36 protein-coding genes are annotated in these 26453 nt (G+C 54.7%); 23 read left to right on the top strand and 13 right to left on the bottom strand.

Going from position 1 to position 26453, the window contains the following annotated elements; genetic code table 11:
• Window positions 1-2 precede the first annotated feature (2 nt).
• Genes rpoE through rseC form a run of 4 tightly spaced genes read left to right on the top strand, consistent with a single transcriptional unit; the run spans window position 3 to window position 2694 of the window.
• The gene (gene rpoE / locus CPH57_RS15515) at window positions 3-578 is read left to right on the top strand and encodes an RNA polymerase sigma factor RpoE (protein WP_004929136.1); all 576 of its coding nucleotides are present in this window, start codon (window positions 3-5) and stop codon (window positions 576-578) included.
• A gap of 30 nt (window positions 579-608) precedes the next feature.
• Window positions 609-1262, top strand: a complete 654-nt coding sequence (rseA, locus tag CPH57_RS15510; protein ID WP_033644125.1) for an anti-sigma-E factor RseA — start codon at window positions 609-611, stop codon at window positions 1260-1262.
• Complete coding sequence (gene rseB / locus CPH57_RS15505; protein WP_025303948.1) at window positions 1262-2218, top strand: sigma-E factor regulatory protein RseB; 957 nt, start codon at window positions 1262-1264, stop codon at window positions 2216-2218. The genes rseA and rseB overlap by 1 nt, the downstream gene beginning before the upstream one ends.
• Entirely contained in the window at window positions 2218-2694 is a 477-nt protein-coding gene (gene rseC / locus CPH57_RS15500) for a SoxR-reducing system protein RseC (RefSeq protein WP_033644124.1), read from the top strand. Before rseB ends, rseC begins: the two co-directional genes overlap by 1 nt.
• Here the strand turns inward: rseC and CPH57_RS15495 are convergent.
• On the bottom strand, window positions 2691-3527 hold the full coding sequence (locus CPH57_RS15495) for a hypothetical protein (protein ID WP_033644123.1): 837 nt from the start codon (window positions 3525-3527) through the stop codon (window positions 2691-2693). The genes rseC and CPH57_RS15495 overlap by 4 nt on opposite strands.
• A 519-nt stretch (window positions 3528-4046) precedes the next feature.
• Between CPH57_RS15495 and lepA the strand changes: the two genes are divergently transcribed.
• From lepA to acpS, 7 genes are all read left to right on the top strand, one after another.
• Window positions 4047-5846, top strand: a complete 1800-nt coding sequence (gene lepA, locus CPH57_RS15490; RefSeq protein ID WP_019452315.1) for a translation elongation factor 4 — start codon at window positions 4047-4049, stop codon at window positions 5844-5846.
• Window positions 5847-5878: 32 nt separating this feature from the next.
• Window positions 5879-6856, top strand: a complete 978-nt coding sequence (lepB, locus tag CPH57_RS15485; RefSeq protein ID WP_033644122.1) for a signal peptidase I — start codon at window positions 5879-5881, stop codon at window positions 6854-6856.
• A 234-nt stretch (window positions 6857-7090) separates the two neighbouring features.
• Window positions 7091-7771, top strand: a complete 681-nt coding sequence (gene rnc, locus CPH57_RS15480) for a ribonuclease III (protein ID WP_004929158.1) — start codon at window positions 7091-7093, stop codon at window positions 7769-7771.
• The gene (era, locus tag CPH57_RS15475; protein ID WP_004929162.1) at window positions 7768-8676 is read left to right on the top strand and encodes a GTPase Era; all 909 of its coding nucleotides are present in this window, start codon (window positions 7768-7770) and stop codon (window positions 8674-8676) included. The genes rnc and era overlap by 4 nt, the downstream gene beginning before the upstream one ends.
• A gap of 6 nt (window positions 8677-8682) precedes the next feature.
• Window positions 8683-9414 carry a DNA repair protein RecO gene (gene recO, locus CPH57_RS15470; RefSeq protein ID WP_047573979.1) on the top strand — a complete coding sequence of 244 codons (732 nt, stop codon included), beginning with the start codon at window positions 8683-8685 and terminating at the stop codon, window positions 9412-9414.
• A gap of 71 nt (window positions 9415-9485) precedes the next feature.
• Window positions 9486-10217 carry a pyridoxine 5'-phosphate synthase gene (pdxJ, locus tag CPH57_RS15465; RefSeq protein ID WP_033651585.1) on the top strand — a complete coding sequence of 244 codons (732 nt, stop codon included), beginning with the start codon at window positions 9486-9488 and terminating at the stop codon, window positions 10215-10217.
• Window positions 10217-10597: a holo-ACP synthase gene (gene acpS / locus CPH57_RS15460; RefSeq protein ID WP_004929169.1), complete on the top strand. Its 381-nt coding sequence runs from the start codon at window positions 10217-10219 to the stop codon at window positions 10595-10597. Before pdxJ ends, acpS begins: the two co-directional genes overlap by 1 nt.
• A gap of 46 nt (window positions 10598-10643) precedes the next feature.
• On the opposite strand, the gene CPH57_RS15455 is transcribed toward acpS, so the two are convergent.
• Window positions 10644-10904: a YfhL family 4Fe-4S dicluster ferredoxin gene (locus CPH57_RS15455; RefSeq protein WP_041922271.1), complete on the bottom strand. Its 261-nt coding sequence runs from the start codon at window positions 10902-10904 to the stop codon at window positions 10644-10646.
• 215 nt (window positions 10905-11119) lie between these two features.
• Here CPH57_RS15455 and CPH57_RS15450 point away from each other — a divergent pair, with 215 nt between their 5' ends.
• A complete protein-coding gene (locus CPH57_RS15450; protein WP_096242539.1) occupies window positions 11120-12517 on the top strand; it encodes a tyrosine-type recombinase/integrase in 1398 nt (465 codons plus the stop codon).
• Here the strand turns inward: CPH57_RS15450 and CPH57_RS15445 are convergent.
• The 11 genes from CPH57_RS15445 to CPH57_RS15400 form a co-directional block, all read right to left on the bottom strand.
• Entirely contained in the window at window positions 12514-12729 is a 216-nt protein-coding gene (locus tag CPH57_RS15445) for a helix-turn-helix domain-containing protein (RefSeq protein ID WP_096242538.1), read from the bottom strand. The two genes, CPH57_RS15450 and CPH57_RS15445, sit on opposite strands and share 4 nt — an antisense overlap.
• Window positions 12730-12743: 14 nt before the next feature.
• Window positions 12744-13313 carry a 3'-5' exonuclease gene (locus CPH57_RS15440; RefSeq protein ID WP_096242537.1) on the bottom strand — a complete coding sequence of 190 codons (570 nt, stop codon included), beginning with the start codon at window positions 13311-13313 and terminating at the stop codon, window positions 12744-12746.
• Window positions 13314-13373: 60 nt separating this feature from the next.
• On the bottom strand, window positions 13374-13562 hold the full coding sequence (locus CPH57_RS15435) for a hypothetical protein (protein ID WP_096242536.1): 189 nt from the start codon (window positions 13560-13562) through the stop codon (window positions 13374-13376).
• Window positions 13563-13904: 342 nt separating this feature from the next.
• Window positions 13905-14111, bottom strand: coding sequence for a Lar family restriction alleviation protein (locus CPH57_RS24860; RefSeq protein ID WP_096242534.1), 207 nt, complete (start codon window positions 14109-14111; stop codon window positions 13905-13907).
• Between the two features lie 12 nt (window positions 14112-14123).
• On the bottom strand, window positions 14124-14342 hold the full coding sequence (locus CPH57_RS15420; protein ID WP_096242533.1) for a hypothetical protein: 219 nt from the start codon (window positions 14340-14342) through the stop codon (window positions 14124-14126).
• Window positions 14339-15154, bottom strand: a complete 816-nt coding sequence (locus CPH57_RS15415; RefSeq protein WP_096242532.1) for a DNA-binding protein — start codon at window positions 15152-15154, stop codon at window positions 14339-14341. The genes CPH57_RS15420 and CPH57_RS15415 overlap by 4 nt, the downstream gene beginning before the upstream one ends.
• A gap of 73 nt (window positions 15155-15227) precedes the next feature.
• Window positions 15228-16049 carry a YfdQ family protein gene (locus tag CPH57_RS15410; RefSeq protein WP_096242531.1) on the bottom strand — a complete coding sequence of 274 codons (822 nt, stop codon included), beginning with the start codon at window positions 16047-16049 and terminating at the stop codon, window positions 15228-15230.
• Window positions 16050-16091: 42 nt separating this feature from the next.
• The gene (locus tag CPH57_RS15405; protein WP_096242530.1) at window positions 16092-16454 is read right to left on the bottom strand and encodes a hypothetical protein; all 363 of its coding nucleotides are present in this window, start codon (window positions 16452-16454) and stop codon (window positions 16092-16094) included.
• A gap of 179 nt (window positions 16455-16633) precedes the next feature.
• On the bottom strand, window positions 16634-16762 hold the full coding sequence (locus tag CPH57_RS24780; RefSeq protein WP_255407164.1) for a hypothetical protein: 129 nt from the start codon (window positions 16760-16762) through the stop codon (window positions 16634-16636).
• A 247-nt stretch (window positions 16763-17009) separates the two neighbouring features.
• Window positions 17010-17240, bottom strand: a complete 231-nt coding sequence (locus tag CPH57_RS24425; protein WP_150130717.1) for a hypothetical protein — start codon at window positions 17238-17240, stop codon at window positions 17010-17012.
• Between the two features lie 529 nt (window positions 17241-17769).
• On the bottom strand, window positions 17770-18420 hold the full coding sequence (locus tag CPH57_RS15400) for a S24 family peptidase (protein WP_231922810.1): 651 nt from the start codon (window positions 18418-18420) through the stop codon (window positions 17770-17772).
• Window positions 18421-18529: 109 nt separating this feature from the next.
• Between CPH57_RS15400 and CPH57_RS15395 the strand changes: the two genes are divergently transcribed.
• The 11 genes from CPH57_RS15395 to CPH57_RS15345 all read left to right on the top strand — a co-directional run bounded on the left by CPH57_RS15395 (window position 18530) and on the right by CPH57_RS15345 (window position 26451).
• The gene (locus CPH57_RS15395; protein WP_096242528.1) at window positions 18530-18739 is read left to right on the top strand and encodes a helix-turn-helix domain-containing protein; all 210 of its coding nucleotides are present in this window, start codon (window positions 18530-18532) and stop codon (window positions 18737-18739) included.
• Window positions 18740-18800: 61 nt separating this feature from the next.
• Window positions 18801-19334: a YmfL family putative regulatory protein gene (locus CPH57_RS15390; RefSeq protein ID WP_096242527.1), complete on the top strand. Its 534-nt coding sequence runs from the start codon at window positions 18801-18803 to the stop codon at window positions 19332-19334.
• 34 nt (window positions 19335-19368) lie between these two features.
• The gene (locus CPH57_RS15385) at window positions 19369-19668 is read left to right on the top strand and encodes a hypothetical protein (RefSeq protein ID WP_033653818.1); all 300 of its coding nucleotides are present in this window, start codon (window positions 19369-19371) and stop codon (window positions 19666-19668) included.
• A gap of 186 nt (window positions 19669-19854) precedes the next feature.
• Window positions 19855-21384, top strand: a complete 1530-nt coding sequence (locus CPH57_RS15380) for a DEAD/DEAH box helicase (protein WP_096242526.1) — start codon at window positions 19855-19857, stop codon at window positions 21382-21384.
• Window positions 21381-22367, top strand: a complete 987-nt coding sequence (locus CPH57_RS15375; protein WP_096242525.1) for a toprim domain-containing protein — start codon at window positions 21381-21383, stop codon at window positions 22365-22367. The genes CPH57_RS15380 and CPH57_RS15375 overlap by 4 nt, the downstream gene beginning before the upstream one ends.
• A complete protein-coding gene (locus CPH57_RS15370; RefSeq protein ID WP_096242524.1) occupies window positions 22351-22929 on the top strand; it encodes a recombination protein NinG in 579 nt (192 codons plus the stop codon). The genes CPH57_RS15375 and CPH57_RS15370 overlap by 17 nt, the downstream gene beginning before the upstream one ends.
• Window positions 22926-23597, top strand: coding sequence for a hypothetical protein (locus CPH57_RS15365; RefSeq protein ID WP_096242523.1), 672 nt, complete (start codon window positions 22926-22928; stop codon window positions 23595-23597). Before CPH57_RS15370 ends, CPH57_RS15365 begins: the two co-directional genes overlap by 4 nt.
• Window positions 23598-24073: 476 nt before the next feature.
• On the top strand, window positions 24074-24487 hold the full coding sequence (locus tag CPH57_RS15360; RefSeq protein ID WP_096242522.1) for a hypothetical protein: 414 nt from the start codon (window positions 24074-24076) through the stop codon (window positions 24485-24487).
• 207 nt (window positions 24488-24694) lie between these two features.
• Window positions 24695-25723 carry a site-specific DNA-methyltransferase gene (locus CPH57_RS15355; protein WP_096242521.1) on the top strand — a complete coding sequence of 343 codons (1029 nt, stop codon included), beginning with the start codon at window positions 24695-24697 and terminating at the stop codon, window positions 25721-25723.
• A gap of 73 nt (window positions 25724-25796) precedes the next feature.
• Entirely contained in the window at window positions 25797-26183 is a 387-nt protein-coding gene (locus tag CPH57_RS15350; RefSeq protein ID WP_033655082.1) for a putative holin, read from the top strand.
• Window positions 26173-26451, top strand: a complete 279-nt coding sequence (locus CPH57_RS15345) for a phage holin family protein (RefSeq protein ID WP_033655083.1) — start codon at window positions 26173-26175, stop codon at window positions 26449-26451. Before CPH57_RS15350 ends, CPH57_RS15345 begins: the two co-directional genes overlap by 11 nt.
• Window positions 26452-26453 lie beyond the last annotated feature (2 nt).

Genomic DNA, 26453 nt, shown 5'->3' with positions numbered 1-26453 from the left:
GGATGAGCGAGCAGTTAACGGATCAAGTTCTGGTTGAGCGGGTCCAAAAGGGCGACCAGAAATCGTTTAACCTACTGGTAGTGCGCTATCAGCATAAGGTGGCGAGTCTCGTTTCCCGCTATGTGCCGCAGGGCGATGTGCCCGATGTGGTGCAGGAGTCGTTTATCAAGGCCTATCGCGCACTGGAATCGTTCCGTGGCGACAGCGCTTTTTATACCTGGTTGTATCGAATCGCCGTGAACACGGCAAAGAATTATCTGGTTGCTCAGGGGCGCCGTCCGCCATCCAGTGATGTGGACGCCAACGATGCGGAAAATTACGAAAGTGCGGGCGCACTGAAAGAAATTTCGAACCCTGAGAACTTAATGTTGTCAGAAGAGCTGAGACAGATAGTTTTCCGTACCATTGAGTCTCTCCCTGAGGATCTTCGCATGGCGATTACCCTGCGGGAGTTGGATGGTCTAAGCTACGAAGAGATAGCCGCCATCATGGATTGCCCGGTCGGAACCGTACGTTCGCGTATTTTCCGCGCCCGGGAAGCTATCGATAATAAAGTTCAACCGCTGATCCAGCGTTAGCAATGGCGGGCACAGGAAGGGTACTTAGGCATGCAGAAAGAAAAGCTTTCCGCTCTGATGGATGGTGAATCGTTCGACAGCGAGCTGTTGAGTTCTCTGTCGCAAGATCGAACGCTTCAGCAAAGCTGGCAGAGCTATCACCTGATACGTGACACACTGCGGGGTGATATCGGACAAGTGATGCATTTCGATATCGCCGATCGCGTCGCCGCTGCACTTGAGAAAGAACCTGCCCGGCTGGTGCCTTCCGCCGTCCAGGAATCTCAGCCGCAGCCTCACACCTGGCAGAAAATGCCGTTCTGGGACAAAGTGCGTCCTTGGGCGAGCCAGATTACGCAAATCGGCATGGCGGCCTGCGTGTCGCTGGCGGTCATCGTCGGCGTGCAGCACTACAACCAGCCTTCTGCGTCATCGAACGCGTCCGAATCGCCGGCCTTCACCACGCTGCCGATCATGGGCCAGGCCTCACCGGTCAGCCTGGGCGTTCCTGCCGACAGTTTCTCCACCGGCAGCGGCCAACAGCAGCAGGTGCAGGAACAGCGTAAGCGTATCAACGCCATGCTGCAGGACTATGAACTGCAACGTCGCCTGCATTCGGATCAGCTGCAGCTTGAGCAAAGCAATCCGCAACAGGCTGCCATTCAGGTTCCCGGAACTCAGTCTTTAGGAATGCAACAGCAGTAATGAAGCAAATCTGGTTCTCCGTTTGTTTATTGACGGGCAGCCTGCTCTATTCCAGCATCGCCCCGGCGCAGCCGACTGCGTCCGGGGCGTTATTGCAACAGATGAGCAGCGCCAGCCGTTCTCTCAATTACGAGCTCGCCTACATCAGCATCAGCAAGCAGGGAATCGAGTCGTTGCGCTATCGCCATGCGGTGATCGGCAACGTGCCGCTCGGCCAGCTGTTGCACATGGACGGCCCGCGCCGCGAAGTGCTGCAGCGCGGCGGCGGGATCAGCTACTTCGAACCCGGCCTGGAGCCGTTCACGCTCACCGGCGATCACATCGTCGATGCGCTGCCGGCGATCGTTTATGCTGATTTCACCCGCCTGGCCAAGTACTACGACTTCATCTCCGTGGGCAGCACCCGCATCGCCGATCGGCCGTGTGAAGTGCTGCGCGTGGTGGCGCGCGACGGTTCCCGCTACAGCTACATCGTCTGGATGGACGAGGACACCAAGCTGCCGCTGCGGGTGGATTTGCTCGATCGCGACGGCGAAACGCTGGAGCAATATCGGGTGATCTCCTTCGCGGTCGGCGCCGACGTGCAGGGCGCGATGCAGGGGCTGCTCAAAGCCAACCTGCCGCCGCTGCTGTCGCTGCCGGCGGTGGAAAACGTCCAGCTGAGCTGGAGCACCGGCTGGCTGCCGGCGGGGGTAGACGAGGTGGCGCGCAACCGCCGCAAATTGCCTAACGTCGCCGTGCCGGTTGAATCCCGCCTTTACAGCGACGGCTTGTTCAGCTTCTCGGTCAACGTCAGCCCGGCGGGCAGCGGAGCCGGGCAGCAGTACTACCGTCAAGGGCGCCGCACCATCCAGACCGAAGTGCGCGCGGGCAACGAAATCACGATTGTGGGCGAATTGCCGCCGGCGACGGCCAAACGCATCGCCGACAGCATTTCTTTCAAGGTATCGCCGTAATGATGAAAGAGTGGGCCACGGTGGTTTCGTGGCAACAGGGCGTAGCGCTGCTGCGCTGTGAACCCAAGGCCGGCTGCGGCAGCTGCACCGCGCGCTCCGGCTGTGGCGCGCGTGCGTTGAACGAGCTGGTGCCGGAAACCGAGCATCAGCTGCAGGTGCATATCGATCAGCCGCTCGAGCCGGGGCAGCGCGTCGAGGTCGGCATTGCGGAAGGCAGCCTGCTGCGCTCCGCCATGCTGGTTTACCTGACGCCGCTGCTGGGCATGATGCTGGGCGGCGCGTTATTGCAATATTGTTTCGGCAGCGACGCCTCGGCGGCAGTCGGCGCCGTACTGGGCGGCGGGGTGGCCTTTATGCTGGCGCGCCGCTTGGCCCGGCGTCTGGGCGAGCAGGCCGACTATCAGCCGGTGGTGCTGCAGATTGGCTTACCGCCTACCGCACTGCGCATGCAGGCGGAAAACTCCCCGCTGATTTAAACCGACGGCCGCGTCATCGCCGGGTTGTGATAGGCGGGGATGCGGTTGTGGATCATATGTTCCAGCAGCGCGATGAACAGATCGGCGCTGAGCAGCGAATCATCGTTGATAGCGAACAGCACATTACCCTGGCCGTCGAATAAGCGGATGCCGCGCTGCGGATGATTTTCCAACGCGCGGATCTGCTCGATAGGCACGTTGCCCCGTTCAGTGGTCAGCAGGGTGGCGCTCAGCCGCAGCGTTTCGGTCGGCGTGCCTTGCCGTTTGCCGAGCAGCAACTGCCACAGCCAGCGTGCGTCGCCCTCAACCGTGTGAAACGACACCGTCTCCCCCTGATAGAGCGCGTTCAACGCCAATGGCCCGCGCTGCTGCAGCTGCTGATCGACGATCACGTCCGCCAGTCGCCACGAATGGGCGACATTGCTGAAGACCGTGCACCAGGGCTGATCCGCGCCGGCGCGGAACGCCGTGACGTCAAACAACCCGCCAAAAGCCTTGCCGCCGCGAAAGCGATAGATGTCGCCGATTTTCTCAAACGGAATGAAACGCTCTTTGTGATGGTGGCCGTCAAAGACCCGCACGCCGTGCTCGTAGAGCCGATATGTCAACACCGGGCGCAGGTAATGCCGCAGCGCCAGCAGCGTACAGCCGAGTAAAATTGTGCCCGCGCCGGCCTGCAACAGCGTGATGACGTCGTTCTCATCAATGCTGCTCAGCAGCGGCAGCACCAACAGCGCCGCACCCACGCTGAACAGCAGCGCCGCCGCCGCCAGAATGCCCCAGTTGACCTTCGAAAAATCGTGCCGGCTCAGCATTTGCCCTTTATCGATCATAATGCACCTTCCAATCAACGTACGCAGATATGCTGGTGAACCCCGGTGGGCTGCCGATGTAGTGCCCGGAATAATGTTTTGTCGCGGAGTTCATGCCCTTTCTATCCGAGGGACGGTGGTGGCGTATATGGGGTTTTTCCTAAAGGATGTGGGGCAAAATCGAATTCTAAGAGGTTGATCCAAATATTCTTTTTCGATAATTTCAGAAGGGGTTTATTGCGCTGCGGCCGGTTATGTATTAGCGCCGGAGTTTGACGGCCACGGAGCACCTGCAAGCCTTGGGTTCAGGCCGTATAGCCCGTGTTAACATCTGTTTTCATCAGCCGGGGCGCCCTGTAACATTTAGCTGCGCATAATAGAATGCCTTCACTGCACCGATCGCTAGGTTTTCAGTGGTGTGGCATGTAGAATGCAGCGATTCAGGTGCAAGACGGCCTAACCCATTCACTGTCGCTTTAGGTCCATGCGGGTTTCTATAGGCGAGTAATTCAGAAATACCAAGGCAGAAAAACTTTTATAATGAAGCATATACGAAATTTCTCCATTATTGCCCATATTGACCACGGTAAGTCGACGCTGTCTGACCGCATTATCCAAATTTGCGGTGGCCTGTCCGACCGTGAAATGGCTGCGCAGGTGCTCGATTCCATGGATCTGGAGCGCGAGCGCGGCATCACCATCAAGGCGCAAAGCGTCACGCTGGATTACAAGGCGCTGGATGGGCAGACCTATCAGCTTAACTTTATCGACACCCCAGGCCACGTTGACTTCTCCTATGAAGTGTCCCGCTCGCTGGCGGCCTGCGAAGGCGCGCTGCTGGTGGTGGACGCCGGCCAGGGCGTAGAAGCCCAGACGCTGGCCAACTGCTACACCGCGATCGAAATGGATCTGGAAGTGGTGCCGGTGTTGAACAAAATCGACCTGCCGGCCGCCGATCCGGATCGCGCCGCGCAGGAAATTGAAGACATCGTCGGCATCGACGCCACCGATGCCGTGCGCTGCTCGGCCAAAACCGGCGTCGGCGTGCCCGACGTGCTGGAGCGCCTGGTGCGCGACATTCCTGCGCCGCAGGGCGATCCGGATGCGCCGCTGCAGGCGCTGATCATCGACTCCTGGTTCGATAACTACCTGGGCGTCGTGTCGCTGGTGCGCGTCAAGAACGGGACGCTGCGCAAGGGCGACAAGATCAAGGTCATGAGCACCGGCCAGGTGTACAACGCCGATCGTTTGGGCATTTTCACGCCGAAGCAGGTCGATCGCGACGTGCTGAACTGCGGCGAAGTGGGCTGGTTGGTCTGCGCGATCAAAGACATCCTCGGCGCGCCGGTGGGCGATACCCTGACGCAGGCGCGTCAGCCGGCGGATAAAGCGTTGCCGGGCTTCAAAAAAGTGAAGCCGCAGGTGTACGCCGGTCTGTTCCCGATCAGCTCCGACGACTATGAATCTTTCCGCGATGCGCTGGGCAAGCTGAGCCTTAACGACGCCTCCCTGTTCTACGAACCGGAAAGCTCCACCGCGTTGGGCTTCGGCTTCCGCTGCGGCTTCCTTGGTCTGCTGCACATGGAGATCATTCAGGAGCGTCTGGAGCGTGAATACGATCTGGATCTGATCACCACCGCGCCGACGGTAGTCTACGAAGTGGAAACCACCGGCAAAGAAGTGATCTACGTCGACAGCCCATCCAAGCTGCCGCCGTTGAACAACATCCAGGAACTGCGCGAGCCGATCGCCGAATGCCACATGCTGATGCCGCAGGAATACCTGGGCAACGTCATCACCCTGTGCGTTGAGAAACGCGGCGTGCAGACCAACATGGTCTACCACGGCAACCAGGTGGCGTTGACCTATGAAATCCCGATGGCGGAAGTGGTGCTCGACTTCTTTGACCGCCTGAAGTCCACGTCGCGCGGTTATGCGTCGCTGGATTACAACTTCAAGCGCTTCCAGGCCTCCGACATGGTGCGCGTGGACGTGCTGATCAACAACGAGCGCGTGGATGCGCTGGCGCTGATCACCCACCGCGACAACTCGCAGTATCGCGGCCGTGAATTGGTGGAAAAGATGAAAGATCTGATCCCGCGTCAGCAGTTCGACATCGCGATTCAGGCGGCGATCGGCACGCACATCATCGCGCGCTCCACCGTGAAGCAGCTGCGTAAAAACGTGCTGGCGAAATGCTACGGCGGTGACGTCAGCCGTAAGAAAAAGCTGCTGCAGAAACAGAAAGACGGTAAGAAGCGCATGAAGCAGGTCGGCAACGTCGAGCTGCCGCAGGAAGCGTTCCTGGCCATTCTGCACGTCGGTAAAGACGGCAAGTAACCGCGACGAGTTCGCGAAACGAGGGAGTTTGCATGGCGAATATGTTTGCCCTGATCCTGGCGTTGGCCACCCTGGTCACCGGGATCATCTGGTGCTTCGAGCGCTTTAAATGGGCGCCGGCCCGCCGCGCGAAGATTGCGGCGGTCAACGAGCAGACCGCGGGCGCAGTAGACGATAAAACGCTGGCGAAAGTGGCTAAGCAGCCAGGCTGGGTAGAGACCGGGGCATCGGTCTTCCCGGTGTTGCTGCTGGTCTTTGTGGTGCGCTCGTTTATTTACGAACCGTTCCAAATCCCGTCCGGCTCAATGATGCCGACGCTGTTGATTGGCGATTTCATTCTGGTGGAGAAATATGCTTACGGCATTAAAGATCCGATAACCCAGACCACGCTAATTGAAACCGGTCATCCGAAGCGCGGCGATATTGCGGTATTTAAATATCCGCTGGATCCGAAGCTGGATTATATCAAGCGCGTGATTGGCCTGCCGGGCGACCGTATTACTTACGATCCGGTGAATAAGCGCGTTACGGTGCAGCCGTCGTGCAACAGCGGGCAGTCCTGCGATACCGCGCTGGCGGTCACCTACGCCGACGCGCAGCCGAGCGACTTCGTACAGCTGTTCAGCCGCAGTGGCATGGGCGAGGCCAGCAACGGTTTCTACCAGATCCCGCTGAATGACAACGTGCCGCAGGGCGGCATTCGTCTGCGTGAACGTCAGGAGAGCCTGGGCAACGTGACGCACCGCATCCTGACCGTGCCGGGCACGCAGGATCAGGTGGGCGCTTACTACCAACAGCCGGGCAAACCGCTGGCGGAGTGGGTGGTGCCGGCCGGGCATTACTTCATGATGGGCGACAACCGCGACAACAGCGCGGACAGCCGTTACTGGGGCTTTGTGCCGGAGAAGAATCTGGTGGGTAAAGCCACGGCCATCTGGATGAGCTTTGAAAAGCAGGAAGGCGAGTGGCCTACCGGCGTGCGTTTCAGCCGGATTGGCGGCATTCATTAATCGCTGATTTATTCCCTGTCAATTTCACGCCGCAGCAGGCTGCGGCGTGAAAGATTAAGGGGATATAAACACAGCATTATGTTTCCACTCGTTGTAGAATACTTTCTCGAGCGATAAAAGTTGGCTCCTGCTGGGAGCCACTGCAAACGAAACAGCTTTGGATCGGCTTTCGGCGAAGCAGGCCTGTTCCGTATGCTGCAAGTTTTTGACGCATTCTTGATCTATTGGTAACTCATGAACCCCATCGTAATAAACAGGCTGCAGCGGAAGCTGGGCTACACTTTTCAACAGCAGGAGCTTTTACTGCAGGCTTTGACTCACCGCAGCGCCAGCAGTAAACACAATGAACGTCTTGAGTTTCTGGGTGACTCGATTCTTAGCTTTGTCATCGCCAATGCGCTCTATCACCGCTTTCCTCGCGTAGACGAGGGCGATATGAGCCGCATGCGCGCCACGCTGGTGCGCGGCAACACGCTGGCGGAGATGGCGCGCGAGTTTGACCTGGGCGAATGTCTGCGGCTTGGGCCGGGCGAATTGAAAAGTGGTGGGTTCCGCCGCGAGTCAATCCTGGCGGATACGGTGGAGGCATTGATCGGCGGCGTGTTCCTGGACAGCGACATCCAGACCGTCGAGCGTCTGATTTTGGACTGGTATCGCAGCCGGTTGGACGAAATCAGCCCCGGTGATAAGCAGAAAGACCCGAAAACCCGTTTGCAGGAATTTTTGCAGGGGCGTCATCTGCCGTTGCCTTCTTATTTGGTGGTGCAGGTTCGCGGTGAAGCGCACGACCAAGAGTTTACCATCCACTGCCAGGTGAGTGGTTTGAGCGAGCCCGTGGTGGGCACCGGCTCGAGCCGCCGTAAAGCCGAGCAGGCGGCAGCGGAACAAGCGCTGAAAAAGCTGGAGCTTGAATGAGTGAAGTAAAACAACACTGCGGTTTTATCGCCATCGTCGGCCGCCCGAACGTGGGCAAATCGACGTTGCTGAACCAACTGCTGGGGCAGAAGGTTTCCATTACGTCGCGTAAGCCGCAGACGACCCGTCACCGCATCATGGGCATCGACACCGATGGCGCCTATCAGGCGATCTACGTCGATACCCCAGGGCTGCACATCGAAGAAAAACGCGCCATCAACCGTTTGATGAACCGCGCGGCCAGCAGCTCGATCGGCGACGTCGAACTGGTTATCTTCGTGGTCGAAGGCACCAACTGGACCGCCGACGACGAAATGGTGGTCAACAAGCTGCGCAGCCTGCGCTGCCCGGTACTGCTTGCGATCAACAAGGTCGATAACGTCACCGACAAATCCAAGCTGTTGCCGCACATTGCGTTCCTCAGCCAGCAGATGAATTTCCTCGACGTGGTGCCTATCTCCGCCGAGAAAGGGATGAACGTCGACACCATCGCCGGCATCGTGCGCAAGCTGCTGCCGGAAGCGGAACACCACTTCCCGGAAGACTACATCACCGATCGGTCCCAGCGCTTTATGGCGTCCGAGATCATCCGCGAGAAGCTGATGCGTTTCCTGGGTGAAGAGCTGCCGTATTCGGTGACGGTGGAAATCGAACAGTTCGTGGCTAACGATCGCGGCGGCTACGATGTGCACGGCCTGATCCTGGTCGAGCGCGAAGGCCAGAAGAAAATGGTCATCGGCAACAAGGGCGCCAAGATCAAAACCATCGGCATCGAAGCGCGCCAGGACATGGAACAGATGTTCGATGCCAAAGTGCATCTGGAGCTGTGGGTGAAAGTGAAATCCGGTTGGGCGGACGACGAACGTGCGCTGCGCAGCCTGGGCTATGTTGACGATCTGAAGTAACGATCCGTGGACGGCTGGGAGCGCGCTTTCGTCCTGCATGGGCGGCCGTACAGTGAAACCAGTCTGATGCTGGATCTGTTTACCGAAGGTCATGGGCGGGTGCGCTTGCTGGCAAAAGGCGCGCGCAGCCGCCGCTCCAATCTGAAGGGTTGCCTGCAGCCCTTTACCCCCCTGTTAGTGCGCTGGGGCGGCCGCGGCGAAGTGAAAACGCTGCGCAACGCCGAAGCGGTCTCTCTCGGTTTACCCCTCAGCGGCATGATGCTTTACAGCGGCCTGTACGTGAACGAACTGCTGGCGCGCGTGCTGGAGCAGGAAACCAACTACTCGGTGCTGTTCTTCGACTACCTGCAGTGCCTGCAGGCGCTGGCGGCGGAAGACAGCTCGCCGGAACAGGCGTTGCGCCAGTTCGAGCTGGCCTTGTTGCAGCACCTGGGTTACGGCCTCGATTTCCTGCACTGCGCCGGCAGCGGCCTGCCGGTGGATGACGCCATGACCTACCGCTACCGTGAAGAGAAAGGCTTTATCGCCAGCCTGGTGGTGGATCACTACAGCTTCACTGGGCGCGAACTGCGCGCGCTGGCGGAGCGGCAGTTTCCTGATGCCGAGACGCTGCGCGCCGCCAAGCGTTTCACCCGCATGGCGCTGAAACCCTACCTCGGCGGCAAGCCGTTGAAGAGCCGCGAACTGTTTCGCCAATTCGTGCGCAAACAGCCGAATGCGCCGGTCGACGACGCCTGACCTTTTCCCCTTTTGCCGTTCTGCACCCGCGTGTAAACTGCTGGCACTGAAAATCGTATTTAGAGGTTGTCATGGCTGATTTACTGCTGGGCGTCAATATCGATCACATCGCCACGTTACGTAACGCGCGCGGAACCCAATACCCGGATCCGGTTCAGGCGGCATTCATTGCCGAACAGGCGGGGGCCGATGGCATTACCGTGCATCTGCGCGAAGACCGTCGCCACATCACCGACCGCGACGTGCGCTTGCTGCGCCAGACCATCCAGACGCGCATGAATCTGGAGATGGCGGTGACCGACGAGATGCTGGACATCGCCGTGGAGCTGAAGCCGCACTTCTGCTGCCTGGTGCCGGAAAAGCGTGAAGAAGTGACTACCGAAGGCGGCCTGGACGTTGCCGGCCAGCTGGACAAAATGAGCGTGGCGGTCGAGCGCCTGGCGCAGGCGGGCATTCTGGTCTCGCTGTTCATCGATCCCGATCATCGCCAAATCGACGCGGCGGTGGCGGTGGGCGCCCCCTATATCGAAATCCACACCGGCGCCTACGCCGAAGCGCAGGGCGAGCTGGCGGTACAGGCCGAGCTGCGCCGCATCGCGGTCGCCGCCGCCTACGCGGCCGAGAAGGGGCTGAAGGTCAACGCCGGCCACGGCCTGACCTATCACAACGTGCAGCCGATCGCCGCGCTGCCGGAAATGCACGAGCTGAACATCGGCCATGCGATTATCGGCCAGGCGGTGATGAGCGGGCTGCCGGCTGCGGTTGCCGACATGAAAGTGCTGATGCGGGAAGCGCGCCGGTAATGGCGGTGCTCGGGCTGGGTACCGACATCGTCGAGATGGCGCGTATCGAAGCGGTGGTGGAACGCAGCGGCGATCGTCTGGCGCGCCGCGTGCTGAGCGACGCCGAATGGGCGCTGTACCAGCAGCACCAGCAGCCGATTCGCTTTCTGGCCAAGCGTTTCGCCGTGAAAGAGGCCGCCGCCAAGGCGTTCGGCACCGGCATTCGCAACGGCCTGGCGTTCAACCAGTTCGAGGTGTTCAACGATGCGTTGGGCAAACCGAATATTCGTTTGCACGGCCGCGCCGCCGAGCTGGCGGGGGAGATGGGGGTCACCGCGATCCACGTTTCGCTGGCCGATGAACGGCGCTATGCCTGCGCGACGGTGATCGTCGAAAGCTGAAAATAGAAAGGGCGCCCTGCGGCGCCCTTGTCAGTCCTGCGGCGGGTTAAATGCGATCGGCGTGGTGCAACACCACGAACTTATCCCACAGCTGCTCATTAGTCTCGCGATGCTGCGGATCGGTAATGATGGTGTTGTCGATGGGGCAGACCTGCTGACAGGTTGGCGTATCGTAATGGCCAACGCACTCGGTGCAGCGGTCGGTATCGATTTGGTAGATCTCATCGCCCATCGAAATCGCCTGGTTCGGGCATTCCGGCTCGCACATGTCGCAGTTGATACACCGCTTTGTTATTAGTAATGCCATATCAATCACTTACGAGTTTAATCTATTTAAATCATGCATTTATAGGCTTTAGTTATTGCGCACGATTCCGCACTATGTGTATATTTATACAGTGTTTGAAACATTGAAAAACCATGTTCAGCAACACAGAATGGCAACACATGCCTTTTTTAGCCCCCAGATTTAACCTCATGTGTGAGCTTAGTGCTGGTGGCCTCTGATACAAGGAAATATCAATGCCGCGCACTGTAACACAGATGCAGGATATCCCCAAAAATGATGAGTTCTTGGCCGCATCTGCGCGTTGGGAAGACTGCAAGCCACCTTATGCAAGCTCACACATGAGAATCTGTGTTGCTGCCGCCAAAATCATTTTGGCGCACCTCGGCCAAGCTCGGCGATCGAAGTACGAAAAAGACAACTATCTGCGCATAGATTTTAGCAAAGCAGGAAAGGTCACGTTCTACGCTGAGTTTCCAAAGAAGATGGGGCTTAAGGGTAAAAAACTGGGGGAGTGGCCAGAAATGGCTATTCAGATCGCCAGGGAGAAAGCTCAGGACATCGCCGATAATGGCTTGAAAGCTGAGTCGGTACAACAGGCAATCAGAGAGTATGAAGAGGACTTATACGCTAAAGTTCAGCGTAAAAAGTTGGGGGAGGATAGCTTCAAAACCTACTGCACACGGACGAAACAAATAGCCGCCGCGTTCGGTGAGCGTGAGGTTTTCAGCGATGTGACATATAACCGCCTGCTTGAAGTTTTCGATCTCTGGATAGAAACCAAATCCAATAATCAGGCGTTGGAGCTATCAGCAGAACTGCGACGGCTATGGAAGTTTGGCGCGCCACGTTACTGTAACGGGCGCAACGTTGCCGCCAGTCTGCCGAGTGATTACATATCATCGAGAGTCCAGAAGCCGACGCCGACACGCCTGTTTACCGATATTGAGTCTATCGCGGGGTTGTGGCTAAACATCGCTGCGGCCAAATCAGTGCATCAGAAAAATGCGATGCGGTACATGATCCTAACTGGCGTCAGGCCGATCAACGTCAGCAACTTGCGATGGAGTTTTATCAATGAGCAGGTAGGGGAAATAGTATATCCGGCTGGGGTAATTGGCATGCGCGGGGCTATGAAAACCCAGAAAGAATTCCGGCTACCTATAACGCCAGGCATCGGGAAGATTCTTGAAGAGCAGAAGGCGTGGAGGGATTCTGTCGAAGGGTGCAATAAAGATTACGTGTTCCTCCAACCGCGTGACCCATCACAGCCATTTTCCAAGCGTTCTCTGGACAAGCTTATAAAAATTTATAGCCCAGAGAACGCCGTGAAAGGTATTAGGCATGATGGTACGGTGAAGGGGAAAGAAGGTGCATTTAATACAATGTGCCGAAAATTCCTGAAGAGTAATGTTATCGCCACGATGAGAGATAAAGGTTATTCACGAAGTGATTCGAAGGAAATAAGCATATTGTGTATGCATCACTCTGACAAAGAATCAGACCCTATGGGCGAGTTTTATGATTTCTCCGACGAAATATTAAATGAAGAGATGGCACTGAAGCGGCTGGCCTTTGAGGCACATGAGACTAGTATACTCGCTCAGGTTGCGTTATTAAGAAAGAAACGTTAATAAACGCTTCTGCATTTAGCAATAAAAGCCAAAACATTTTTGCGCTCATACCGGACTACTTTATGTGTAAACCGAATGGGCGCTAAAATCTGCCGGTGACGGTGATTATTGTTCCAATCCCTCAAAGTTTTAGTAGTAACCCCTCCAATAAGTTTGCACACCTCTTCTGGGGTTAGCAAATCCAGCTCTGTACCTTCTTTTTTATTATTCATGAACCCCCCTTGATTTAATCTTGCTGGTGGCCTGAAAACAGGCGCTGATAAATTGCGGAAACATACTTCGCCTGATGGATAGCATCGGCTAATGCGTTATGGCGCTCGCCGTCAAACGGCATATCACGCTTAGGATCAAAGCCAACCTCGCGGCCAAGCTCAACGATAGTGCGCACATCCCTGTCGTTGTACCACTCCCACGGCAACGGAACGCATTCACGCTGGTAAGACTCACGCAGGATCACGTTATCGAATACAGCGCCGTTCCCCCATACGCGCAGGCTACGAGGATTGGCGACATTGGCCCGGATAAACTTATTCAGGTCATACAACGCCGACAGCAACGACGGCGCACCGTCAACGCAGATAGCCGCGCGGGCTTCGCTGCTTTGCTTCATCCACCAAATAATCGTATCGGCGTCAGGTGTCGCCTTACCGGCCATGACGCTTTGCAGGTCTACAGCGGTGTAGAACTGCTCGCCAAGCTCGCCGGTGCGAGGATCAAAAAGCACAGCGCCGATAGTCAAGATAGGGGCGCTGGGCTTCTTACCCAACGTTTCAAGGTCAAGCATTAGGTGCTTCATCAACTATTCTCCAGGTAATAAAAAACCGCCCGTAGGCGGTAGTATAATCATGAGTGAACTTTACGTTTCTCTGACTCTAATAAGGGTGGGATGACATTTGCTTTCATAAATAGGCCCAGAGACAATATCGACAATGTATTTTTTACTCACACCATCACGAATAAGCGTTATTGCTTGTCCCGCACGAACCTCAAAGTCAATCTCATGTTCTTCCTCAATGCCGGTATCGATAAAAATAACTTTCGCCATCACTTTATTTCCTACGTTGGATGAAATGCTGGGCTAGGTAACGGCTTGATAACATCGTGATAGCCAGTCTTAAGGTTGCCACCCCATGCCACAATTGCCTGTTTCATGTAACCATTTATGCCCGCACTCAGTACAAACATAGTAGCTTTCCTCGGTGCCACGACCATGCAGGCTTATGTATTCTCCTTGTTCTTCATGGATGTACCTCATACACTCTAAAGGCGGTTGACGCCGCCCTCTTGGCTGTTTTTCACATACTCGACATGTCATAAGAACCCCACATAAAACAGTGAAGCGTATACGATAGCACGACATTTTTAATTTATCATAGCGTGGTATTGATTAACTACTCTCCGTCACGGTAGTGCTGGCACTGGTGCGGTGATTCCAACGCTCTATAGCATCGTCATGGTCACCAATCGGGCCACGGGATCCACACGACAAGCAGAGGACCTGCCATCCGAGAAGGCTGGAGCGGTGCTGCAACTGCACGTTTCCATGTCCGTGCACACCGCAGAAAGGACATGGCTTCAGTTCATTCGCTGGCATCACGCACCTCCTCTATTTATCGAGCGCGCAGTTGTAATCATTGTGGGTAAGCAACAGCCAATTATGGCCATCGTCTTTTGAAAGTAAGCGCCAGCGTTTGTTTACCCGAAGGGTCAGGAATTTCTTGCCATAGGATTTTTTGGGGAATAATCGACCTGCGCGGAACTGTTTTAATTTCTCCAGCGCCTTCGCAGTAATCCACAAAGGCGCATTATTCAGGTTGATGCTCATTGCTGGTGGCCTTCATTGCGATAATCATTTATTATCTGCATGACCTCGTCTTTAACGCCTTTGGCTAACATCAGTGAATCGGTATCGCCTTGCACGATTGGCACAGCATCAAACAATAGTTCCAGCATTCGACGGGCTTTCTTGGCGCTGAATTGTGGCTGGGCGACGCTCTTAGTGATTTTTTTCTTGCCGGACTCTTCGGCCTTTTTCATTAAGCGCGCGGCTTCACGGTCGGCATATACACCATGCTCGCGGTTAATTTGAATAGCCAGGGCATAGTTAATGGAACCAGCGCGCACCAGGCTCTTGATGTAGGGGCTGCATTCCTGCAATTGCAGGTGCTGGAGGATATCGGACTCGGAGCGTTTAACTTTCTTTGCGATCTCCGCGTTAGTCCAGCCCTGATTTACCAGCCGTTGATAGGCCGCGCCACGTTCGATAGGGGTAAGTGCCAGACCTTGCGAACTGGTGACCATGAAGGCGATTTTATCGGCCTCAGTACCCACAAAATCCTTACACTCAAGACGCATTACTTCATGGCCAGCTTCACTTGCCAACAGCGCACCGTGGAAGCGGTGGTGACCGTCGATAACCTTCACGCCTTGCTCAGTCACTTCAACTGCCAGCGGTGGTATATATTCCCCCGCAATAAACGCATCCCTAAACTCTTCAACGTGCGCCTGATTTAATTCGCGAACGTTATAGCCATCTTCAGCATAAATTTCACTGAGTGGAACCAGAAACGTTTTGCGGGTAGTGATATCTGAACCGATGCTTTCTTTTGCAGAATAACGCTGACTTAAAGTTGCCATAATTATCTTCCATTCTGAGGGGGTGAAAATGCTTCACTATGCGCCACACACGGTGACGCATAAGACTGCACTTTTATTTAATTGAGCCTTCATAAACCGGGATGTTTTCAAGCTGGTTTTCCAGGTCTACGACGATCTCAGTAAAAGCGTGCTCAACGATTTTTTTCGGTTCGATAAGTTCGTACCAAAGTGCTAAGCCGCCGTCTTTCAGGCGGTAGCGGATACGGGCTTCAACCTGGTAAGGCGCGCCGTTATGGAATGGTGCGATAGCCAGGCTGATTTTTTCCGGCAGGGAGGTATTACCGCTCCCCGATTTTTCATCGCTATAGCTCATTTGGAACGTGCCATCTTGCAGGCGACGCACCGATTTGAATTCAGCTTTACGGGTTTCTTGGAACGCCAGCACCATTTCCAACAACGCCGTACCAGATGGGCCTTTGTAGTCATCACTGATCGGCGCTATGTCGTGGATGTGGTTTTCGAGGAACTCTGCAAAGTCCGTCTGGTTCATCGCGCGGCTGTCACGTTCGGCCCACGCTTGCCACTCATCGGAATACGGGCAATCGTAAACAGCACGATGATTAGCCCACTCAGCGGAATTTGGGGCCGAGTGGTAATCCAGAACCGCTTCGATACGGGTTGCTGTTTTATCGGCGAAAATTGCTGTGCGCTCGTCGGAAAACTTTTTAACGTAGGCAATCAGTGAAGATGCTGAAATGAGCTTGACCGCCTGGCGAATTAAGGACGGCTGAAGTTGATAACTCTCCAGAGATTTGACGTTATGATCATTAGGCACAACAGCTACTGGAATATCCGTTTTCGGCGTGAACGCGGTCAGTGCCAATTCCTGAATTTCGCGTACTGAGCCATTAGCGAGGCTTGCAAGTTCTTGCATGCTATTTTCCTTAATTAATATTAACGTTGCTGGCTAAATTAATTAGCCGTGGGCTTGCAGCTTAATAGGCGCTGCGGCGGGGGCTGTATCAATGACTTTCAAATCCATTTGCACTTGAGATGGATCATCACGCATTAAATCGCCATCGGCGGTTGAGAACATAATGGTGTCAGCCCGATCCAGTTCAGGAATGGATTTCTTGATGTTCGGGGTGATTTTCATCGTGTTTTCGTCGCGGCTGTTCAACATCTGGCAATTAAGCGTCAAAGTAACAGCGCCTTTCTTGCCGGTTTCGCGAACCATTTTAATAACCTCGGCCAGAGCTTCGGTAAGCTCCTGGTCTAAGGTGCCTTTGTTGATATAAGCCAGCTGCTGGCTAAAGGGAGTGCATTTGCTTTCAGACATACTATTTCTCCTCGTCACATACAGAGAAGAACTCGGGCCGGGTGACGCCCTCCACGGTTAAATGGATGCCTGAATTCTTCTCTCTATGAAAAAGGGCGGCTCGCCTACGAACATTATCTTCATCCTCCTTTGGGTTGGTTGAAGCTCGGCGGCCGCCAAAGACTACACACGGTAAGTTTTTAGAGCGGGTAGCCTTTCTGGCAGAGGATTTTCACCAGGCGGGTAAAGAAGGTGAGGCGAACGGCCTGCACGGATGGGACAACGCGCATACCGTCTACAACGATTGTGTTAGCATTGTGGTTGATCATGTTGAATCTCCGTTCTACTGGTCATGCCCCGGCAAAGATTGGCGTCTGCAGCCGGGGCTATTTATTTCAGAAGTACCAGCGGGCGTAGCTATTCAGCAGGCTGGCTTTATTGCAATGGCCATAAGCCTTGAATGCTCGGCGACGCTGTGAGCGCAATTCCCGGCGTGCTCGGCGGCGAATGCGGTTAGTCAAAACAATTTTGCGCATAGATAGTCCTGCTATTGCACCCCGTACGGCGCGGTGGGTGTTAGCTGGCCAGCCACTCGTCATAGGTTTTCAGCGGCTTTCCGGTCATAAATTCATTGCCTTTACCATCATCAGCGCAGGCAAGGTAAATCTGATATTCGCTGTCGTTGTCGCCGCGCGCTTTAGTCTGCCAATTCGCGTTTTGTTCGAGTTGCATCATGTAACCCTCTGTTGTAGTGGTTTTATGACTACCGCCCCAAACTGGCAGCGGCAGGGTAAATCCACTCGTCATTTGAAGCTGCTGATGCGTTCGCCGGGCGCTAACCGGTTACTTAGTGATGCTTTACGCCTCCTTTCCCTCACTGCGTCGCCGTGGGAACCCGACCTGTAACACCGTCGTCGCGTGGCTGGCCTGTAGGCCATGAGCCGATTTACTGCTTCATTGGCTTGATTCTCCTTTGTTGATAAATCGCCACCCAGTCCTGTCCGCTGCATGCCGTTGGTGCCATACCCCCGTAAGGGCTGGGGACTGCCGGGTACTGAGTTGTGCAGATCTCTCTGCTCAGTGCTGGGTGACTAAACCTGATTGTTAAAGAGCGTCCGTAACGTTTGCGGCGGTGTTTTGCTGGTGGCGTTCCGGGTTGATGGGGCAATAATCACGTATTGTGGTTTATGTGTCAACACGAAATGTGTTTTTGTAAAACGATGAAATGTGATTGCTTGTTTTTTAAGTGAATTTAGTTTGCGGGGGAGGGTAGGTTTGAATCGTTGAATGTGTGAAATGGAGGGGGGCCGGTATGTGAACCGGCTGAACTATGATGTCAGGTGAGCTTAATTTTTGCCTCAACGGCTATGCCTAAGATCTTAAAATCCTCTGTAATTGGTATGATTGGCCACAATGGATTCAAAGACTTAAGGAACTTTAGCCCCGGTTCTTCAACGTATTTTTTGAAGGTGGCACGCTCTGAGCTATTAAACTTAATCGCCACAAGGTCACCATTTTTCAAATCTCTATTTGTATCAAAAAGAACAAAAGCAGTCTGGGGGATGCTAAGCCCTGAAGACGAAGACATAGACTCATCAGGTACCGAAATCCAGAAGCCATCACCAACCAATTCGGCATCAGACTCTATCCAGCTATTCAGATCATTGGTTGAAGTTATTTTCATATCAACGATGTGCTTGGATACAGTATCAAGATTTAAAACTGGATAAGGATTCGATTCCTTCACGTCAACGACGTGACCAGCATAAGTCGCTGTCTCACCAAATAGTAATTCTGAAGGGGAGACGCCCAGAGCCTTTGAAATCGTTATTGCATCGTCGATGCTGACCCCTCGCTCTGCTAACTCATAGTTTCCTATACGCGATTGAGACTTCCATCCGCAACGGATTGCAAGTTCCTTTTGAGAAAGGCCCCTGGAAGCTCTTAGTGATTTGAGGCGTGCCGCGATTTTTTCATTCGTGTTCATATCAATTTTCTACCACAAAGCGTGTTAAATGGCTTTTCACGTTTTGTGTTTGCATTGAAAACACATTTCGTGTTTAATTGTTTTCAGCAACCCATTAACAGGAATCACTATGAACAACATTGCCACAGAGAGGAAAAAACTGGGCATAACCCAGTCTGTGTTGGCAGAGGCCTGCGGTTGGACTCAATCGAGAGTTGCCAACTATGAGTCTGGCATTCGCATCCCAGACCTAAACGGCTGCCGCCACCTGGTATCAGTCCTAAATAACTTAGGAAGTGAAGCAAATCTAGACGATTTGTTTCCTCCAAAAGTTGCTTAGCGCGGAAGTAAGTTTCCAGCAAATGAAACAAAGAAGTAACCACAGCCCGAGGAGTACAACTGTGTCACAGCAAAAAGCGCCGGACTGGCAGGCAGAAAAACAGCCTGAATGGGTGGTCAATTCCGCCCGAAAAATCATCACTGGTCTGCCTGGTGGCTATGCTGAGGCTGCACAGTGGTTGGGGGTTACGGAAGACGCGTTGTTTAACCGTCTTCGCCCAAACAGCAACCAAATTTTCCCGATCGGCTGGTTCATGGTTTTACAGCGAGCTGGTGGCAATACCCACTTTGCCGACGCTGTATCCCGCCAGTCTCGCAGCGTGAACGTGCGTCTGCCCGAAGTTGAAGACGTCGATCGAGACGACATCAACGCCAAGCTGATGGAAGCGATTGAGTACATCGGCAAGCACTCCGAACTTGTCCGCAAATTTACCGAAGACGGCGAGATAGACGCCGCCGAGCGTAAAGCGCTGGACGCCAATACCTACCGCCTGATCGCGACGTTCCAGGAGCACATCCTGTTGCTCTATAGCGTGTTCTGTCCGGCGGAAGTCACCCCAATCCACAAAGCGAAGTGGTGCGGCCCTATGCCGTAGGAACTGCTGTATTTCACAACCGGAGGGTAAGCGTATGCAGCCTGCATCGTTTGTTCGAACCGCCATGCCTGCGGTGTATTGCCGCGAGGATGCCGCATGGATTCAAGACCAGCTCGGTAAGTTACCGCACGGACAGCGCGGGAAGATTGCGCACGCCTACGAGGAGGCTTACCGCACAGCGTTTGACGCCGAGGAGGTTTCTTACCGGCAGGAGAACGCAGGCCGCAAAGCGGCTAACACGCGCCTGCGGCTGTACGTCGAGCGGTATTCACGGGCAGGCCAGGGCATGACAACCGCGCCACCGCTGGTGGGGCAAAACAGGGTAGCGGCATGAATTTTTTAGCCGGTGTTTTTTTAAACGGGGGAGAGGGGAAGGGTAAGAGGGGGGAAAGGGGGGTGATCGGGTTGGGGTGTGGGGGAAGGAACGGGCTTTACCAGAGAGAAGATCTTTAAGGGATCGAGTGTTTAAAAACGCCAAACGGACATTTAGACGGCTAGACGATTAAACGAGGAGATAACGATGACGCTTACAATCCAGCCACGCGAAAAACAGATAGTTGCACTGAACATGCTGCGCGCGGCGTGGAAGCAATACGCCTCGTTCATGATGTACGCCCCGGTCGGGTTCGGCAAAACCGCAATCGCGGCGCTGATCGCCAGCGGGTTCATCAGCCGCAACATGCGCATAATGTTTGTGGCCCCGTATACCGTCCTGCTCGACCAGACCGCAACGCGTTTTATTGAGTACGGGTTGCCAGCCGAGGAAATCGGCTACATCTGGCGCGACCATCCGGCATATGACCCGAACCGCCTTATTCAAATCGCATCAGCCGATACGCTGATCCGCCGCGACTTCCCCGACAACATCAATCTGCTGATCATCGACGAAGCCCACCTGAAGCGCAAAAAAATGCTGGAGTTCATCGACGAGCTGACCGCTAAAGGCGTGAAAGTGATCGGGTTGTCCGGTACTCCGTTCTCGGCATGGCTGGGGACGTATTACCAGAAGCTGATCAAGCCGACGACGATGAAAGAGCTGATAGCTATCGGCGCGCTGAGCAAATACGAATTTTACGCCCCATCGCACCCAGACCTGAGCGACGTTAAGACGTCAGAGCAGGCGGGCTATGGGCGCGACTACAACGAAACGCAATCGGCAGAAGTAATGAGCGACCCGACGCTGGTGGGCGATATCGTTAAGAACTGGCTGGAGAATGGGGAAGATCGCCCGACCATATGTTTTTGCGTCAACGTGGCCCACGCAAATTACGTGACCGTCGAATTCAGCAAGGCGGGCGTGACCGTTGAAGTGATGACGGCGGCGACGCCACACGAAGACCGCCAGATGACGATCCGTCGCTTCGAGCAGGGCATAACGAAGATCATCATCAACGTCGGCGTGCTGGTGGCCGGTTTTGATAGCGATGTCCGCTGCATCATCTTCGCGCGTCCGACCAAATCGGAAATGCGCTGGATTCAGATTCTTGGCCGCGGCCTGCGTCCCGCGTCTGGTAAAGACCACTGCCTCATTTTCGATCACACCGGCACCGTGCATAAGCTCGGCTATCCCGACGATATCGAATATGACTACCTGCCCGCCAGTTCTGACGGGATGGAGAAAACGCCAGCGCGCGTTGTTAAGACAGACCAGCCTGAACGCCTGCCGAAAGAATGCACCCAATGCCACTACGTGAAGCCGGTCGGCGTCTACATCTGCCCGAAATGTGGCTTCAAGCCGATCGCCGGTGAGGACGTAGAAACCGATAAGTCACGCGGCCTGAAAAAAGTGAAGCAAGCCAAGGAGGTTGTCACCAAAGAAGTGAAACAAGCCTGGTGGAGTCAAATCCTCTATTACCAACGCACCCGAGCCGCACAGGGTAAACCGGTCAGTGACGGCTGGTGCTCACATGTCTACCGCAAAAAATTCGGGGTATGGCCGCAAGGGCTGTATCACGCACCGATGGCCATCACACCAGTGGTGAGCAACTTCATCAAATCAACGCAGATCGCATACGCAAAATCTAAGCAAAACGAAGGGAAAGCCGCATGAATACCAAACAGGCAGCTATCGGCCATTGGCCGAAAATATTCGAGTTTTACGGCCTACCCCCGGTAACTGGGAAAAAACATTTTAAGGGTGAATGCCCGCTGTGTGGCCGCAAGGGCAAATATCGTTGCGACGACAAGAACGGCACTGGCTCTTACATCTGCGCATGCGGCGCGGGTGACGGCTGGGCGCTGCTGACCGGCGCAACCGGCAAGGACTTTAAAACGCTGGCGGCAGAGGTTGATAAGCTTGTGGGCCGCGTCTACTCGCCGGAAGAGGGGTATCAAGCTGGTGGCCCTTCATCTGGCATAGCCTCGCAACGCCAGCGCGTGAGTTGCAAGTTTGCATCGCTGACCAGTCTGAAAGGCACCGGCGCAGACCGTTACCTGAAGCTGCGCGGCATCACCAGTCTGCCACAAGACAACGTGCGCTACTGCGACCGGCAACGCGCAGCGGGTGGCGAATACCAATCCATCTATGCGCTGGCAACGGACGACAAAGGCGAACTGTGCTACCTGCACCGCACCCTCCTCGACGGGGACAAAAAAGCCACGGTAGCTGGCGCGCCGAAAAAGATGATGAAGCTACAGGAGGACAGCTATCTGGAACACGCCAGCTCCGTCGCTATCCGCATGTTTCCGCCGTCATCCACGCTTGGCATCGCCGAGGGCATCGAAACAGCGCTGTCCTGCCATCAAATCACGCAATGCAACACATGGGCGACGCTGAACACCACCTTCATGAAGAAGTTCCGCGTACCGCGTGGAGTGCAACATCTAATCATCTTTGCCGACGCAGACAAGAACGCATCTGGTCACGCAGCGGCGTTTGAGTGCGCCCGCGCCAACCTGCTGGCAAAGAACGATCTCAAACAAGTATCCATCCGCTGGCCGCAATCCGGCGACTTTAACGATCTGCTGCTTAACGGCTCAGAGGTCTACGAGTGGGTATTCCCACGCGAGGAAAACAATGAAAAAACCAACTAAGCCGAAGCAGTACAAGGCGAAAAAGTGCGCCCAATGCGGTGAAACATTCACGCCGGTGAAGTACCTGCAAAAGGTCTGTGACCCGCTCTGCGCTATCGCATACCAGCGTGACGCACGTAATCGCCAGGCGGAAAGGGAACGCAAGGACAAGCTGAAAATTCGCAAACTGGCCGTTAAGCCGCTGCGCTACTTCATCAACCAGGCGCAGACCGAATTTAACGCCTACATCCGCGAACGCGACGCCGACGAGCCATGCATCAGCTGTGGACGCTACCACACCGGCCAATATCACGCCGGGCATTACCGAACCGTTGGGAGCCACCCGGAGCTGCGCTTTGATGAAGATAACTGCCACAAGCAGTGCTCGGTCTGTAACAACTTCAAATCCGCGAACCTGAGCGAGTACCGCCCTAACCTGATAGCAAAAATCGGGCAGGCACGTTTTGACCGGTTAATGGGGCCTCCGCCGAAAGTCGGCAAGCTGGGCCGCAGTGACTATGAGCGCATCCGCGACACGTATAAAGCCAAACGCAAAGCATTGAAGCAGGAGAAGGCAGCATGATGACCCCAAAACAGAAACGAGAAATCAAACACAACGCCTGGGCGACTGTTGCCGGTGTTCCTCGCAAGAAATACCTGGGCAAGTACCAGCGCCTGACCCGGCTGCAAACATTGTGGATCACCTCGCTGCTGAACGCCTGGGGCGATATGTACGGCGGCAACACCGATGGGAAGTTGAAGTGCAGCGGCGGCAGCGGTGTATGGGGGCAAATTGTGCCTGAGCAGTGGGACGACGAAAGCGCGGCTCGAATCGTAAAAGTGCTAGGCGACCTGCGCAAACTTGGGTATCGCGGGGAAGAGCAGTTGAAGAAGGCGACCACAATTCTTTGGCCGCACCGCTCGCTTGAGTCGATGCTGGTGGCTGCTGACGCTGGCGAGGAATGCGACTTCATGGAAAAAGCGGTGCTGGCGTCGATGAAGCACGATAACCCGGTCTACATCATCGGCAAGCTGTTCTACACAGGCCGGAACAATACGGTCTCGGTGCTGGGGCGCTATATGCAAAATCATTACGCGCCTTGGCTGACCCGCGATCAGGCTGATGATCGGGTGCGCTGGTGCATTGAGATATTCAATTCTGCGGTGTTCGTCGCCGTTCGTGCTGCTAACTGCATCGAAAATGAAGAAAAATGCAAAAATAGCTTGAAAATAGCCAGAGAAACTGCATAATACAGGTATGCTTTCGCGAAGCTGTACCATCAAGCGATGCAACAAAATGACCCGCCACTGAGCGGGTTTTCTATTTAGGAGTGAAAGATGGATGAGGTGCTAGGATTGGTACTTATCCATACCAAAGGCGTTGTACAGAGTTACAACAAACAAAGTCGCATGGATTGTCGATTAGTTGTTGATAACATGCTTACACATGCGTATTATTCTGCGCCGTCGTTACTGCTTAAATTTACCAAGTGGTAATAGTTTTCGGTTGTAACCCCAATAATTTTTGTGTACGTTGTTAATGCACTCGCAAGATGTGAGTCGCTAAGGATGAATCTTAATGAACAACATTCAGCCAATCGTTGTGTACACAATGGCCTTCCTCGTCGTCCCTGTTTGGGGGATTTGGTTACTTTCGCTCATTAAGTAACCATTCAATCAGCTAACCTTATAATTTATGAAGACCTTGCCACTGATTAGTGGCTAAAATGCTTGTTGGTTCCAGCGGCGCGGCTGCACGCTGGGTGATATCAACAGGTAAGAAGGTGGTGGGTATAGCTGACAAAGACAACAATGCTTCTGGTGTAAAGGTGTGGATTCTGACAGGCATGGTCGGTGTGACGATGGCCGTCGTAGCGTTTTTTGGTAATCGGCTGGTTAACACCGTCGACACAACTGAAAGCGCAATCTACTCGGTGAAAGAAGTGCAAGCAGCGCAAGGTGAAGCTCTGAAAGGTCTCCAGCGTGACCAGGAACGATCCGAACGTGAGGCCGAAGAACTTAAAAAAGAAGTTGGCCGCTTGAAAGATGAAAACGCTGTGTTGAAAGGAAGGCTGAACATTCCGCTGACCCTAAACTCTACTAAGGCTGCCTCCGGGCAGCTTTTTTTATGGAAAAATTAAAGCGAAGCCTCATCCAACATTAACCGGTGTCCCAACTGAGGGGTTGTGTCGGCAGCGGGGTGATGGGGCTTCGCCTTAATGTTTGTGAAGTGGGCGGCGGAGAGGGTGAGGTAACACCCCGTCCGCCAGGTGCTCATGTCAATGGTCACAAGCGAACCTTTGCCCGTGCTGCGAACAGCAGGACGAGCGTATCAACTAAGGGCGCTTATGATTTCAGAAACACGTCTTATCAACGCTGACACAACAGCGTTTATCAAAACCCTGCCGGACAACTCCGTAGACCTGATAGCGACTGACCCGCCTTACTTCCGGGTTAAATCTTGCGATTGGGATAACCAGTGGAAGAACGAGGCCGAGTATCTCGCCTGGCTTGATGCGTTGCTGGTGGAATTCTGGCGGGTGCTGAAACCGAACGGTAGCCTTTACATGTTCTGCGGTAGCCGGTTAGCGTCCGATACTGAGCTGCTGGTGCGTCAACGTTTCGACGTACTGAGCCATATCGTGTGGGCTAAACCCTCGGGGGCTTGGAAGCGACAGCACAAAGAAGGGCTACGGGCTTTCTTCCCATCGACTGAGCGGATCATTTTCGCCGGTCACTATGCCGGGCCGCTGCAACCGAAGGTAGACGGCTTCGCCGCGAAGAGTGGAGAGCTGAAGCAAAACGTCTTTAAGCCGCTGATTGATTATTTCAGAACGGCCCGGCAATCCCTCGGCGTGTCAGCGAAGGAAATCAACGCGGCAACAAAAACGCAGATGTGCAGCCACTGGTTCTCAGAGAGCCAATGGCAGTTGCCAAGCGAAAAGCAGTATCAGGCGCTCCAGGCGTTATTTGACCGCATCGCAAAAGAGCGGCAGCAGGCTGGTGGATTGAATCGGCCCCATCATGAGCTGGTGCGGGAATACCGGACACTGAACCGCGAATATTTGGAATTGTGCCAGGAATACCGATCGCTCCGCCGCCCCTTCACGGTAACGGCAGCGGTTCCCCACACTGACGTTTGGCACTATCCGCCGGTGGCCTTCTACCCTGGCAAACACCCTTGCGAAAAACCGGCTGAGATGATGGAGCACATCATCAGCGCGAGTAGCCGCCCCGGTGACGTGGTGGCCGACTTCTTCATGGGGTCTGGCTCAACGATAAAAGCCGCTATCAAGCTGGGCCGTATCGGTCTTGGTGTAGAGATGGAGTCTGAACGGTTCGAACAAACACAACGGGAGATATTCCCGGAAAACTGAACTGCCTCGGCATCTGCTGGGGCTTTTTGCATCTAACGCCCGGCATCGGCTGAGCTAACACAGGAGATAACTCATGTCCGAACCGGTAACCAGTACCGCCGCAGGGACTTACATGATTGGCGGTATCACTATTGCTGGGCTGGTGGCTGGAGCAGATACGGGCGTAATCATCGGGGCTTTCGCTGGTGCTGTGATTTATGTCTTGTCGGCAGCTGATCTTTCAATCTGGCATCGTCTGGCGTCGTTCCTGGCATCATTCATGATTGGCACGTTGGCGGCTGGATTCGTCACTGACGCGATCAACTACCTGACCCCGGACGCTATTCACGCAGAAAGGCCGCTGGGTGCTGTAGTTGCTGCTGCTGTGGCGGTTCGCATCTTCATGTACATCAGCAAGCAGTCGGAAAATCCGGGGCAGTGGTTTAAGCGGCTGCGGGGAGGTAGTGGTGATGGCCAGTGAAATTATCTTGATTGTGAATGCGGTGGCCTGCACGGCTATCGCGTTGCGTCTGATGACATTTCGCAGGGCTGGTGGCACTCATCGGCCATTAGCCGCATGGGCGGCTTATTTCCTCATTATCGCTGCGGCGTCCGTACCAATCCGCATCCTGACCGGTGAGTACGTTTGTGCCGATTGGTCGGAGACATTCATCAATATCGCGTTTTGCGTCACGGTGCTGGCGGCACGCGGGAATGTCATGCACCTGGCTAAACCTTTCTTGAGATAGAC

The sequence above is a fragment of the Serratia sp. JKS000199 genome (assembly GCF_900215455.1).
In the GTDB taxonomy this organism is placed as follows: domain Bacteria; phylum Pseudomonadota; class Gammaproteobacteria; order Enterobacterales; family Enterobacteriaceae; genus Serratia; species Serratia ureilytica.
Note: the sequence above shows the minus strand (reverse complement) of the source record. Positions and strands in the feature narration are given on the sequence as shown.